Consider the following 13,379-nt stretch of genomic DNA (forward strand, 5'->3'; position numbering starts at 1 on the left):
TTTGTGTGACCCTCCTCTCGTTTTTATTCCCGCCACTAATGACATTTTTACCACTTTATAGGTGTAGAATGAGCCACTCGACCAGGAAGTGGAGGGTATGGATGCTCAAGTTGTCAGAGTTCTGGAGTGCCAGGGCTCATTCCGAAGATTTCACTCGAACCCGCATGGGGTTTATGACGGTGCGGCTGCGTTTGCTCACTGCCCTGCTGATGACAGGGTTGCCAGCCTGGGCGCTGGTTGACTGGCTAACCCTCCCTGCCCCCCATTTCGAGCAGCTGTTTCAAGCCCGCATTTTATGTACGTTGGCTCTTTCCCCCCTCATTCCGCTCTCATTTTTGATCCGGTTCAGACGGGAACGAATGAGGCTGGCGCTCGGTTATCTGATGATGGTGATGATGGTTTTCTCGCTGGTCTGCCTGCACAGTTTCGGTGCCGAACAGGAGCTGCAAGCGGGCTACATTGCCTTTCCCTATCTGCTGATCACCCTGTTTGCCATCTTTCCCATCCCCCTCTCCCTCGGTTTGCAACTGGCTGGTGTGGTGCTGGTGACCATGTTGCTGGGCCACTGGTTGCTGGTGGGTCAGAGCATCTGGAGTCAGGCCACCCTGAATCAGGTATGGGTGCTTAGCATGTTTACCATGGCCAGTTGCTGGGTGCAGTGTGGTCAGCTCAATATGCTGCTGCGGCTCTATCGGGAGTCGACCACTGATGAGCTGACCGGCATGATGAATCGCCGCTTGCTGATGAAGCAGCTGGAGCAGGCCAGAGTCCGGCTGCAGACCAAGAAGAAGCCCTTTGCGGTGATGCTGCTCGATCTCGATCGCTTCAAGCGGATCAATGATGTGTACGGTCATCTGGCCGGGGATGCGGTGCTCAAGGAGGTGGCCACCACCCTGGTTGAAGAGCTGGAGCCTGACATGGTGATGGGACGCTATGGCGGCGAAGAGTTTGCCATCCTGATGCACAACTGCGCAGATCCGGCATTGGCGGTTAAAGTGGCTGAACGGCTGCGTATCGCCGTCGAAGCCCGGCTGGTAAAGAGCCCCACCTCTGACGAATTGCTGGAAGTGACGGTCAGTATCGGGATCGCCATGGCACGTGTCGACGATACCATAGATTTGCTGGTCAACCGTGCCGACGAGTGCCTCTATCAGGCCAAGATGGCCGGGCGCAACTGCGTGGTGGTCGAGGGGCAGGACCGCGGAAAAACAGATGCCGCCTGAGGGCGGCATCTTGTTGGCGCTGTACTGGCGAGATCAGGCCAGTTGGTACTTGCCGGAGAGCTGCTGGGCCAGCAGCTTGAACATATTGAAGACCGCCATGGTCTTGCCGGTCGGGGTGCCATCTTCGGCCAGGAAATACTCCCCCTTGAACACCAGAATATCCCCCTTCTGCTCTACCGAGTCGGCCCGCATACCGTGGATGAAGTCTTCGTGGCTCTTGATGATCTGGTTGGCCATCTCCAGCAGGGCAGTCTCGGTGATTAGCTCTTTTTGTGGTTGCATGCTCGTCTCCTTAAACGACTACTGGACAGGGACATCGTGGATCCCCGCCTCTGATTGAAGAGGTGCCCAGCATACTGCAAACAGGGTTTTTCTGTCATTGATATGACCCCGCTTTGTGGCTGTTTATCCGATCACCAGATTCTTCAACCAGTAGCGTTGGCGAATACGGCGCTGCACCAGCAACATCTTGCTGAGCTCCTCCAGCAATACCACCGCTACCACCCAGGAGAGAGGCCAGCCGAGCAGCGTGACCGCCACCCAGGCGAGCGGGATGCCGATGCACCACATCCCGACAATATCGATGAAGATGGTGTAGTTCACGTCGCCGCCAGAGCGCAGCACTCCGATGATCCCCACCATGTTGAACACCTTGAGCAGCATGCCGAGGCACATGATGCCGAGCACCTGGCCCGCTTCCGTCATCAGCTCGGGGGGCAGGTTACCGACCCACTGCAGCAGATTGGCTTGCAGCAGCCAGACGAGGAGCCCCACCAGTAGCGCGCCAATCGGTGCCAGCAACAGGAACAGCTGGGAGTGTTGCCAGGCAGCCTCGTACTCTTCGGCCCCGAGCCGGTGGCCGAGCAGGGTGGAACAGGCCACCGCCAGTCCGAAGAAGAGAGAGATAAGGATGCTCTCCAGCGTACCCAGTGTGGTCATGATAGCCAGCGAATCGGTGCCCAGATGGGCAAACAGAAAGCCGTAGATCAGCATGCCGAAGGCCCAGAGCCCATCATGGAACAGCAGTGGCAGGGCGATCAGGGTAAACCGCCTTACTTCTTTGCGATGGAAGGCATCCAGCCAGTCCATCTTGCGCGGGATCAGGCGGGCTTCATAACGCTTCACATAGATGAGCAGCAGGGCCGTTTGCAGCAGGCGTGACAGTGTGGTGCCCCAGGCCGAACCGGCCACTCCCATCGCCTCGAAGCCGAAGTGACCGAAGATGAGGGCGTAGTTGAGGATGACGTTGGCAATGATGGCGATGATGCCGATGCGGGTCGGCGCGGCGGCATTGCCCACCGAGCGCAGAGCCGACTCCAGTGGCACCACCACGGCGGTGCAAAGAATGGTGGCCCCGGTGATCAGCAGATACAGATCGGCCAGCTCGCGCAGTGCCGGATCCTGACTGGCAAAACCCAGCACGCTGCCCGGTGATAACACATAGATGAAGGCAAAGGGCAGGGTGACCAGCAGGGCGCCCACTATGGCCAGCGCCAGGGAGCGGCGCACCCCGGCCATTTCGCCACGGCCAAAGTATTGTGCTGCCAATACCGAGACCCCGCCCGCGAGGCCCGCTATCACCAGCAGATTGAAAAAGAAGACCCGGTTACCCAAGCCAACCGCCGCCACAGCCGTGGTGCCAAGCTGGCTCACCATCATGATATCGATGAGGCCGAGCAGGGAGAACATCATGGATTGCAGCGAGACGGGCAGGGCCAGTCGCCACAGTCGGGTCATGAACTCGCGATCGGTGGTTTGTTTTAAAATCGCTTGCCAATAATTCATTAGTGTTAACCGGGTTTGAGAAAAGCAAGGTTTGTCATGGGTATGATAGGGGCATTTCGGGGTGTTCTCACTGTGAGTGCCTCTCGGTTTTCTTGTGCAAAACTATCCTGTTGAGGTGTTATGCCATTTGCCAGCGAGTGTCTGGAGATAGCGCCAGCCTGTGAAGAGCAGATGCTGGGACGTGAAGGGCTGCCCCTGCTCGGCGAGGCAGGGATCTTCCTGACCGGCCTCTCCCGGGTGCGGGATCACTACCTGATCCGCCGCAATCGCCCCGAGTTTCACATCCTGATGGTGAGTCACGATGAAGGGGGGGCGCTGCTTACCGACGAGGGGGAGCAAGCCATTCCGGCCGGATCGCTGATTTTCCTGCCCGCCGCCGTGCCCGGCGGTCTCAGGCTGATTGGCGAAAGCTGGCAGATCAGCTGGATTTTGCTCGATGACGTGCCGCGCTGGCAGCACCTGCATCGCCTTGGTCACCGTATCTGGCAAGGGGATGGCGGCGATCAGCTCTACCATCTGCTCAGCCTGATGCAGGGGGAGGGGGTTCGCTCCCCACTGCAACCTCAACTGCTCAGCCTGTTGCTGGCGCTGCTGGAGCGCACCCTGCAAGGGGAGGTGCGCGGCACCCCTGAACTCAGATTGCAGGCACTGTTTCGCCGGGTGGAGGCGCGCCTGGACGAACCCTGGAGTGTCGCCCTGCTGGCCCGGCAGATGGCCTGCTCGGTACCTCATCTGCACCGGCTCTGTCAGCAAGCCTTCGGTATGGGGCCGATGGCGAGGGTGACCGAGCTCAGAATGAACAAGGGGCGCCAACTGCTGCTCTACACCAACTGGCCACTTGGCGAGCTGGCGGCCCGGGTCGGTTACAGCGATGGTGCCAACTTTGCCAACCGCTTTCGCCGGCTAACGGGTCTGACCCCCGGCGCCTTTCGTCGCCTGGGTCGCAAACCTTTTGCAACGGATATGTAAATTCTTTGAAATTAATGAGACAAGCCCCTACGATCACCGGGTCCCTGCGTCTAGCTAACCGTTTAGGTACCAAGATCCATGTTTGAAGATAATAACCAGAAACGTCCTCTCTATATTCCCTACGCCGGCCCCGCCCTGCTGGAGACCCCTTTGCTCAACAAGGGCAGCGCCTTCACCAGCGAAGAGCGCAGCAACTTCAACCTCGAGGGGCTGCTGCCCCAGAATATCGAGACCATCGAGGAGCAGGTCGAACGCGCCTATCGTCAGTTCATGGCGTTTGGCAACGACATGGACAAGCACATCTACCTGCGCAACATCCAGGATACCAACGAGACGCTGTTCTACCGTCTGCTGCACAACCACCTGACCGAGATGCTGCCCATCATCTACACCCCGACAGTCGGCAAGGCGTGCGAGGAGTTCTCCAACATCTATCGCCGCGCCCGTGGCCTGTTTATCTCCTATCCGGACAAGGAGAGGATCGATGACATGCTGCAAAACGCCACCAAGCAGAACGTCAAGGTGATCGTGGTGACTGACGGCGAGCGGATCCTGGGTCTGGGTGATCAGGGGATTGGCGGCATGGGCATTCCCATCGGAAAGCTCTCCCTCTACACCGCCTGCGGTGGTATCTCGCCAGCTTACTGCCTGCCGGTGGTGCTCGACGTGGGCACCAACAACCAGCAACTGCTCAATGACCCCTTCTATATGGGGTGGCGCCATCCACGCATCTCCGGCGAAGAGTATGCCGAGTTTGTCGATGCCTTTATTCAGGCGGTCAAGCGCCGCTGGCCCGATATCCTGCTGCAGTTCGAGGATTTTGCCCAGAACAACGCCATGCCGCTGCTCAACCGCTACAAGAACGAGCTCTGCTGCTTCAATGACGATATTCAGGGTACTGCTGCCGTGACCCTGGGCAGCCTGATCGCCGCCTGCAAGGCCTCCGGTGCCAAGCTTTCCGAGAAGCGGGTTGCCTTCCTCGGCGCGGGCAGTGCCGGTTGCGGCATTGCCGAACAGATTGTGGCGCAGATGAAGGCCGAGGGGTTGACCGATGCACAGGCTCGTGGCCGGGTCTTTATGGTGGACCGCTTCGGCCTTATCACCGACAAGATCCCCAACCAGCTCGACTTCCAGCGGGCTCTCTCCCAACCGGTTGAACGCATTGCTGACTGGCCGGTGGGGGACAACATCTCCCTGCTGGAGGTGATGGAGCACGGTCGCCCGGACATCCTGATCGGGGTCTCCGGCCAGCCGGGGCTGTTCACTGAAGAGGTGGTCAAGACCATGCACAAGCACTGTGCTCGCCCCATCATCTTCCCGCTCTCCAACCCCACCTCCCGGGTCGAGGCGACGCCGGCTGATTTGATCCGCTGGACCGACGGTCAGGCGCTGGTGGCTACCGGCAGTCCGTTTGCTCCGGTGGAGTACAAGGGCAAGCGCTACGTCATCGCCCAGTGCAACAACTCCTTCATCTTCCCGGGGATCGGCCTTGGCGTCATCGCCTCCGGCGCCACCCGGGTGACCGATGCCATGCTGATGTCGGCCAGCCGCGCGCTGGCGGAGTGCTCGCCGCTGGTGAAAGGGGAGGAGGGCTCCCTGCTGCCGGATCTGGCGGATATCCATCAGGTCTCTCGCTATATCGCCAAGATGGTGGCCAAGACCGCCATGCTGCAAGGCAAGGCGGTGCAGACCCCGGACGAGGTGATCGATCAGGCCATCGACGCCAACTTCTGGCATCCGGAATATCGCCGCTACCGCCGCACCTCGTTCTGATATCTGCGAGAAGATGCAAAGCAAAAGGGATGCCTCGGCATCCCTTTTTACTGCACGTCTGACATGGTTATCGCCTCAAGATGGGCTACTCGCTGACTCCCTGTACTCCGGTAACCCGTACCTCGACACGGCGATCCGGCCCAAGGCAGTCGATGAGCGCCGCCTTCGCCTTGATGGCATCACACTGGTTGCCGGTGACCGGATTGCTCGCACCATTGCCCAGAATGCTCACCTTGTCGGCAGGCAATCCCTTGCTGATCAGGAAGTCTGCTACTGTTTGGGCCCGTGCTTCTGACAGCCTCTGATTGCTGGCATCCGAGCCGATACGGTCGGTATAGCCCATCACGACGGCACTGCCATCCTTGGGTTGTACATCGACGATCTGTTGGTAGAGATCTTCCAGCGCATTGATCCCCTCCTGCTTTAGCTCTGCTTTACCAAAGGCAAACAGCACATCCGAGCTCAAGTTGAAGGTTTGATCCACCACCTCAGGTGCGGGGGAGGGTGGAGGAACGATGACCGGGGCCGGTGTGGGTTCGGGATCGGTTGGCTTGCTACGATTGGGGTGGATCACCAGATCCAGGGTGGCGGTGCTGATGTCGCTGACCCAACGCCGGGTTCCACTGTTCACTTTGTCGTTATCGGGATCATCACCTACACGCACAATATAACGGTAGCGTGCCTGTATATCGACCCAGTCATGCAGTCTGGCTGTGAGACCGAGGCCGGCCAGTGGTGCCAGGTTGTCATCGCCACCGTTGATAGACTTGACGTGGTAAAGGTAGCCTCCTCCCTCAGCAAATACCGAGAACATATCGTTGAGTGGCAAGCGGCCAATGATGGAGAGTGTTGCTCCCTTGCTATTGAAATCGGTACCGCCGATATTCCAGTCGCCTACCGAGAGATAGCCAATTTCGGCCCCCAGATTTTCGGTAAAGTTGTAGCCGCCAAACAGAGATAGCGCCGTTGCATCCTTGCTGACATTCTGACTGAAGTCATTGAGGTTGTGAGCGATGGCCCAACCTCCCCCCACACCGGCATACCAGTCGTGAACCGGTTGCGCTTGAGCGCCTGCGCTCGCTAATGCCAGTGCAATCCACACAGTCTTTGCTGTTATCTTCATCGCGTATCCTCGTCGATGTTTAGTTTAGTGGGGGCTATTAATGGTAAAACCCCGCACTTATGTATAGGTGACGGAAGGGGTTTCACCACTGGCGCGGGTGATGAAGATCCTGTCTCTGACGTTCTTTTCGGTCCTATCGAGGCAGCCATCAAGGCCAAAACACAGGTATAAAAAAGGAGGCCATATGGCCTCCTTTGTGATATCGGACGACAGGATTACTGTTGTACTTGCTGTACGCCGGTGACGCGTACTTCCACACGGCGATCCGGTGCCAGGCAGGCGATCAGCTCTGCCTTGCCCTTGATGTTGTTGCACTGGTTACCGGTAACCGGATTGGCCTCACCGCGACCTTCGATGGCAACTTTGCCAGCAGGCAGACCTTTGCCCACCAGGAAGTCGGCCACGGTACGGGCGCGGGCTTCGGAGAGTTGCTGGTTGTAAGCATCAGAACCGATACGGTCGGTATACCCGACAACTACTGCGCTACCATCTTTCGGCTGGATCTCGACAATGTGCTGATAGAGGGTGTTAAGGGCTGCGACACCTTCTGGCTTGAGGGTGGATTTGCCAAAGGCAAATAGCACGTCAGAGCTCAGAGCGAAGTTCTTGTCGACCAGTACCGGCTCGGGAACCGGCTCAGGCGCAGGGGCAACAACCGGGGCAACATAAGAGGTGCGGTTCGGGTGCAGTACCAACTCCAGGGTCGCGACGCTCATGTCGCTCTCCCAGGTTTTCTGCTCGTCACCCAGATTCCACAGATAGCGGTAGCGTGCCTGCACATCGATAAGGTCGGAGAGCTTGGCGGTCAGGCCCAGACCGGCCAGGGGGGCGGTGCCGTTGTCGCTGTTGCCATTGCCGTTGACGTGATTGAAGTAGGCGCCACCTTCAGCAAACACCGAGAAGATGTCACCCAGCGGCAGGCGGGCGATACCGGAGAGGGTTGCCCCCTGGGTTTTGAAATCGGCGCCGTCAACGCCCGCTTTACCGGCGTAGAGATAGCCCAGCTCAGCTGCGTAGTAGTCGTTGAAGTTGTAACCGCCAAACAGACTCAGTGCAGTCGCATCCTTGTCGGTATTCAGCCCCTGGACATCATCCAGATTGTGAGCATAAGCCCAACCTGCACCAACACCGGTGTACCAGTCATCGGCAGCTTGAGCCGTGGTGCCTGCGGCGGCGAGTGCCAGTGCAATCAGGGTAGGAGCCATTTTGAGTTTCATCGGTTTATCCTCGTTGTATTAGCCCATATCGGGCAATGTACTTGTTTTTATTGCTGCGAAAAATCGCCAGCAAAGTGGAGAGCGAAGGCTTTGGACTCTCATGATGCATTGGCGTCATGGACAACAGACCGGACAAGAAGCGCTTTTTCGTGCGTATCCAATACCTTACTGGTGCAACTACTTTATGCTTCCGGGGCAGGTCAGGGCAAGCGCAGAGAGGGAAGGGGGTGAAATGAAAATGCAAACCACGAAAACAAAAAGGGATGCCGCAGCATCCCTTTTTCGCACTATCTGAACCAGGTCAGATTATTGCTGAACTTCTTGTACGCCAGATACGCGAACTTCTACGCGACGATCCGGAGCCAGGCAGGAGATCAGTTGAGCTTTAGCGGTTACGCCGTTGCACTTTGTGCCGGTAACCGGGTTGGCTTTGCCACGACCTTCGATAGCCACTTTGCTGGCAGCCATACCTTTGCTCACCAGGAAGTTGGCAACGGTACGGGCACGGGCTTCAGACAGCTTCTGGTTGTAAGCGTCGGAACCGATGCGGTCGGTGTAACCAACAACAACAGCGTTGCCATCTTTCGGCTGGAACTCAACGATTTGCTGATACAGAGCGTTCAGGGCTGCAACGCCTTCCGGCTTCAGGGTCTCTTTGCCGAAGGCAAACAGCACATCTGAGTTCAGGGCGAAGTTCTTCTCTACCACTTGCGGAGCAGGAGCCGGAGCCTCTTCAACAACCGGTGCCGGAGCCGCTACCGGTGCAACGTAGGAGGTGCGGAACGGGTGGTATACCGCTTCCAGAGTCGCGATGCTCTGGTTGGCTTTGTAACGCTCACCGTTGGCGTGCAGGTCAGCCACGTCCCACATGTAGCGGTAGCGAGCTTGCAGATCCAGCGCGTCACTTACCTTGTAAGTCACACCGGCACCGGCCAGCGGGGAAACTTTAGTGTCGCTGGTGCCCAGACCGTCGGTGTGACCCCAGTAGGCGCCGCCTTCAGCGAACAGGGAGAAGTCGTTGCCAACCGGCATACGGGCGATACCGGACAGGGTGGCACCCTGGCTCTCGTAACGGTTGCCGTCGGTGTTGCCACGACCGGTGTACTGGTAGCCCAGTTCGGTACCGAAGTTCTCGGTGAAGTTGTAACCCATGAAGGCGTTGGCAGCAGCCGCGTCTTCCTGGCCTACATTGGTGCTTTCCAGCTTGTTCAGGCCGTTGAAGTGAGTAGCACCGACACCGGCACCGAAGTAGATGTCGTCAGCGGCGTTAGCAGCGGTAGCACCCAGAGCAGCCATGGCGATGGCGATCATGGAAGGGGCCATTTTCATCATAAAGAAATCCTCGTTGAGATCGCACGTTGTTCACGTGCTTCACACTTTGTAATTTATGTAAGCTGCAGGCTCCGCCGAACGGCTGGCGTCGAGTCTGGCAGATAACCCGGTATAACCGGATTGCACACTCTCCTGGTGTGTCGAGTGCGCTGGCATGGCACGCAAAGCGTGAGAAACCACTGCCAGGCAATTGATGTCATTCCGATGACGAGGCGCACTCTATGCCGATTTTAAAACATGATCAAGCTCACAAATGAGCCCTGTGGCAAATTGTGTCGTGCCCTTAAATGGCTGTTTATCCAGATTAATTAGTGATCCAGATAGGCCCTGTGTAGTTTCTTCTCCAGCGTCATATAAGCCTGAACCCAGTCGCTATGCGGGCTGGCAGGATCCGCTCTGGTGGTAAAGACCGCGAGATAATCCTGCTCGGTGGCACTCTTCAAGAGCGGTGTAAAGCTGGTTAGAAAATGACGAGCCAAATAGGGATCCAATGGCCAGATATTGAGGATGGCGCGAGCCACAGGCTGAACCGCAGCTGAACAGATGAAGTGGCGGTGTCCCGCCTCCAGCCAGTCGGCCATCTCGCACATGCCCGATTCGGGCACCAGACCACCATCACCCGGGGTGGTTGCCAGCGCAATAGCCTGGCCATTTACCGTGATGAGCTGCTTATTGTTATGCAGGGTGCCGTCGTGGCTGCGCAAGGCCAGCTCCGGGCATGCCTGTTCAAGAAACAGGCTGCAGCTCTGCGGCAGGACGGCCAGCAGTTCGCTGGCATGGCTGGACATCAAGGCCGGAAGCCAGAATGCTTCGGCGCGATATTGTTCACCTTGCAGGCGCTGTTGTGCCAGCTCTGCTGGGCTTGAAACGGGGTGCAGGCGAGAGATAATGCCGGGAAACGCCATACTTATTCCTCTTAATGGGTAGCTGGCGGATTATACGAGTTATTGTGGGGGTCACAATAAAGGTTTCTTTTCGAGACTGTTTACCTGAGGCGGCTGAGGGATTACCATCCCCCCTTGAAGGCAAGGGTTGTAGCCGAAAGGCGCTCATAATATAGAGGCTCGACCATAACGAGTCCGTACAAAACTGATACACTTGACTACGAGTCGTCGCGAAAAATAAAGGTGGAGTCCATCCGCCGAACGGAGTATGGAACATTATGAATTCAAATATCGTCACTGTTGGCAAGAAGATCCGTCAGATCCGTGAAGCGGTCGGTTTGAGCCGTCCGAAGTTTGCAGATTTGCTGGGTGTTCCTCCTACCACGCTGAAAAACTACGAGCTGGGTTACCGTGAAGTTGGGGGGGCCTTCCTGGTTGCCCTGGCGCACCACCCGGATCTGCACAAGTTCACCCTCTGGCTGCTGGCAGACAAAAAAGTCGCCGAAATCGGCCAGATTGGTCCGGATGACCTCGCCAAGGTGTGAGCATCGATGTGAATAGAAATGCCGCCTTCGGGCGGTATTTTTTTTGGGTCGCCGATCGATTTTTTGATCGAACACGCTTTGAATTATCCATGCTGGCCAACGAGAATAGGCGGCCCCGAAAAGTGGGCCTTCTGGTGGTTTCTGGCCACCTGAACACTATTACATTCAGGATGATATGAGCAATCGGTATGGAGTATGGGTATGAGCAGTAATGAGTTGGATAAACGCTATGGCCTGATGACGGCCATTGCGATGGTGGTCGGCGTGGTGATCGGCTCCGGTGTTTTCTTCAAGGCCGATGATGTACTGCGTCTGACTGGCGGCAATCTGGCCATTGCGCTGCTGGCATGGGCGCTGGGGGCATTTTCGATGATCTTCGGCGCGCTGGTGTTTGCCGAGTTTGCCCAGCGGATCGAAAAGTCCAACGGTATCGTTGATTATGCCGAAGCGGCATACGGCAAAATGTTTGGTTATCTGGTGGGGTGGTTCAAAGGCGTACTCTATTACGCCCCTCTTTCCGCCATCCTTGCCTGGGTCGCCGCTCTTTACACCATGATCTTGCTCGGCAGTGATAATCCGACCAACTCTGGTGCGACCTGGATACTGGCGGCTGTCTATATGACGGTCACCTATCTGATCAACTTCTATACCCCGGTCCTGGCGGGCAAGCTGCAAGTGGGCTCTACCCTGATCAAGTTGATCCCGTTGATCCTGGTTGCCATTGTGGGCACCATTTCAGGCTTGCTCAATGGTGTCACCGTGACCAACTTTGTGCAGGCAATGGATGGGATAGGAAGCACCGGAGGCACTCTGGCCACGGCCGTGGTTGCCACCGCCTTCGCTTATGAGGGGTGGATTGCCGCCGTGACCATCAACAGTGAAATTCGCGATTCCAAGAAGAATCTGCCCAGAGCGCTGGTGATTGGCACCCTGATCGTCTTTGTGGTCTATGTCACCTATTTTCTGGGGATCGCCAGCGTCTTGCCGACGGACGAGATAGTGGCGCAAGGGGATAACGCGGTTAATCTCGCGACAACCAGCCTGTTTGGCGGGACTGCCTCGACCATTTTGACCGTGTTCGTGATTATCTCCTGCCTCGGCACTCTCAATGGTTTGGTATTGGCGACCATGCGGATTCCCTACTCGTTGGCGATCCGCAATCAGGGGCCAGCCCCCAAATGGATGAGCCGTATCGAACCGCATCACCACATGCCCATCAACTCAGCCCGCGCGGCAGCGCTGTTATCGCTGATCTACTCAGTGCTCTGGTACTGCAGCATCAACGAGACATTCGGTCGTTACATCGCCCTGGACGAGATGCCGATCGTGCTGATTTATGGCCTCTATCTGTTCCTCTATGTCTGGTACATGCGCACCTTTGTCGAGTTGGGCTGGATAAAGCGGTTTGTGATCCCGACCTGTGCCACCCTGGGGGCGCTGATCATTCTGTATGGCGGTATCACCAATCCCAGTCTGGGGCTCTATCTGCTGGTCTCGGTGGGGGTGATTCTGCTCGGGTTGCTCTTCTACCGTAAGGAGTGACCGGGTAAGTGAGTTGAAAAAAAAAGCGCCAAACGGCGCTTTTTTATTTGGAGGCCGCTGTATATCGACAACTAACTGCCCAGCAACCCGAGGCGGCCCAGCTCCTCCTTGAGCTGATCGAGATTGCGCTCGACACAGGCTTCCCCCTCACTGATGGCATCGTTAGCGCGATGAAAATCCATGATGGAGAAGCTGCCAAGGCGGGGGCAGAGCTGGATTTCTGGCGGATCACCAGCCATCCGGGCACGGGTAATACGCTCCTGCATGATGTTGATGGAGCCACTCATCACGCTCCACAGGCCCGGGGTGGCGGGCGCGGATTCACCGCGATTGAGCCACTGGCTGAGCAGGCCGCCGCTGCCGGGTTGATCCGGCTCGTCGGTCCAGGGTTGGTGCATGTCGGTGTTGAGGTTGACCGCGATCACCACCTCGGCCCCCATGGCGCGGGCCAGCGAGATGGGTACCGGGTTGACCACGGCGCCATCGACCAGCCAGCGGTCGTTGACCCGGGTCGGTGTGAGGATCCCCGGCATACCGCAGGAGGCCCGTACCGACTGGCGCAGCGGGCCCTGTTGTAGCCAGATCTCACGGCCGGTATCGAGTTCGGTAGCGATGCAGGCGAAAGGGATGGGCAGGCTCTCGAGGTCAGGGTCGCCCAGGTGATTGGCTGCCAAACCAAATACCTTGTCGCCGCGAAACAGTCCGCCGGAAAGGGCCGGGTCGAGCAGGCTGACCACCTGCAGGCGAGTGAATCCACGTACCCAGGTTTCCAGCCGATCCAGTTCACCGGCGGCATAGGCCGCACCAACAAAACTGCCGATGGAGCAGCCGGCGATGAGATCCGGCTTGATGCCGAGACGTTCAAGGGCGCGGATGACGCCGATATGGGCCCATCCTCTGGCGGCGCCGCTCCCGAGAGCGAGCCCAACGCGGGGTTTACGTGGCACGACAGTCCTCCAAAAAAGGGTTGAGAGATCAGCTTACTC

General features: G+C 57.7%; 12 protein-coding genes. 5 read left to right on the plus strand and 7 right to left on the minus strand.

Annotated elements, in window-relative coordinates; all coding sequences use genetic code 11:
- Positions 1-101 precede the first annotated feature (101 nt).
- The gene (locus BN1117_RS01770) at positions 102-1,223 is read left to right on the plus strand and encodes a GGDEF domain-containing protein (protein ID WP_040094434.1); all 1,122 of its coding nucleotides are present in this window, start codon (positions 102-104) and stop codon (positions 1,221-1,223) included.
- Positions 1,224-1,256: 33 nt separating this feature from the next.
- Here BN1117_RS01770 and BN1117_RS01775 read toward each other — a convergent pair whose 3' ends face one another.
- Both BN1117_RS01775 and BN1117_RS01780 read right to left on the minus strand, forming a co-directional pair.
- Positions 1,257-1,505, minus strand: coding sequence for a YciN family protein (locus BN1117_RS01775; RefSeq protein WP_040094435.1), 249 nt, complete (start codon positions 1,503-1,505; stop codon positions 1,257-1,259).
- A 123-nt stretch (positions 1,506-1,628) separates the two neighbouring features.
- The gene (locus tag BN1117_RS01780) at positions 1,629-3,008 is read right to left on the minus strand and encodes an MATE family efflux transporter (RefSeq protein ID WP_040094437.1); all 1,380 of its coding nucleotides are present in this window, start codon (positions 3,006-3,008) and stop codon (positions 1,629-1,631) included.
- A 120-nt stretch (positions 3,009-3,128) separates the two neighbouring features.
- Here BN1117_RS01780 and BN1117_RS01785 point away from each other — a divergent pair, with 120 nt between their 5' ends.
- Positions 3,129-3,977: a helix-turn-helix transcriptional regulator gene (locus BN1117_RS01785; protein ID WP_040094438.1), complete on the plus strand. Its 849-nt coding sequence runs from the start codon at positions 3,129-3,131 to the stop codon at positions 3,975-3,977.
- A 78-nt stretch (positions 3,978-4,055) separates the two neighbouring features.
- A complete protein-coding gene (locus tag BN1117_RS01790; protein ID WP_040094440.1) occupies positions 4,056-5,750 on the plus strand; it encodes an NAD-dependent malic enzyme in 1,695 nt (564 codons plus the stop codon).
- An 85-nt stretch (positions 5,751-5,835) separates the two neighbouring features.
- On the opposite strand, the gene BN1117_RS01795 is transcribed toward BN1117_RS01790, so the two are convergent.
- From BN1117_RS01795 to BN1117_RS01810, 4 genes are all read right to left on the minus strand, one after another.
- Positions 5,836-6,873, minus strand: a complete 1,038-nt coding sequence (locus tag BN1117_RS01795; protein WP_040094442.1) for an OmpA family protein — start codon at positions 6,871-6,873, stop codon at positions 5,836-5,838.
- Between the two features lie 215 nt (positions 6,874-7,088).
- On the minus strand, positions 7,089-8,090 hold the full coding sequence (ompA, locus tag BN1117_RS01800) for a porin OmpA (protein ID WP_040094443.1): 1,002 nt from the start codon (positions 8,088-8,090) through the stop codon (positions 7,089-7,091).
- Positions 8,091-8,396: 306 nt separating this feature from the next.
- Positions 8,397-9,422 carry a porin OmpA gene (gene ompA / locus BN1117_RS01805; protein ID WP_040094445.1) on the minus strand — a complete coding sequence of 342 codons (1,026 nt, stop codon included), beginning with the start codon at positions 9,420-9,422 and terminating at the stop codon, positions 8,397-8,399.
- Between the two features lie 308 nt (positions 9,423-9,730).
- A complete protein-coding gene (locus BN1117_RS01810) occupies positions 9,731-10,327 on the minus strand; it encodes a hypothetical protein (protein ID WP_040094447.1) in 597 nt (198 codons plus the stop codon).
- Between the two features lie 257 nt (positions 10,328-10,584).
- Here BN1117_RS01810 and BN1117_RS01815 point away from each other — a divergent pair, with 257 nt between their 5' ends.
- Complete coding sequence (locus tag BN1117_RS01815) at positions 10,585-10,851, plus strand: helix-turn-helix domain-containing protein (protein WP_040094449.1); 267 nt, start codon at positions 10,585-10,587, stop codon at positions 10,849-10,851.
- Between the two features lie 201 nt (positions 10,852-11,052).
- Complete coding sequence (locus BN1117_RS01820; protein ID WP_040094451.1) at positions 11,053-12,393, plus strand: APC family permease; 1,341 nt, start codon at positions 11,053-11,055, stop codon at positions 12,391-12,393.
- Between the two features lie 71 nt (positions 12,394-12,464).
- Here the strand turns inward: BN1117_RS01820 and BN1117_RS01825 are convergent, their stop codons facing one another.
- On the minus strand, positions 12,465-13,340 hold the full coding sequence (locus BN1117_RS01825) for a patatin-like phospholipase family protein (protein WP_040094452.1): 876 nt from the start codon (positions 13,338-13,340) through the stop codon (positions 12,465-12,467).
- Positions 13,341-13,379: the final 39 nt, after the last annotated feature.

It is taken from the genome of Aeromonas australiensis (genome assembly GCF_000819725.1).
Classification (GTDB): Bacteria; Pseudomonadota; Gammaproteobacteria; order Enterobacterales; family Aeromonadaceae; genus Aeromonas; species Aeromonas australiensis.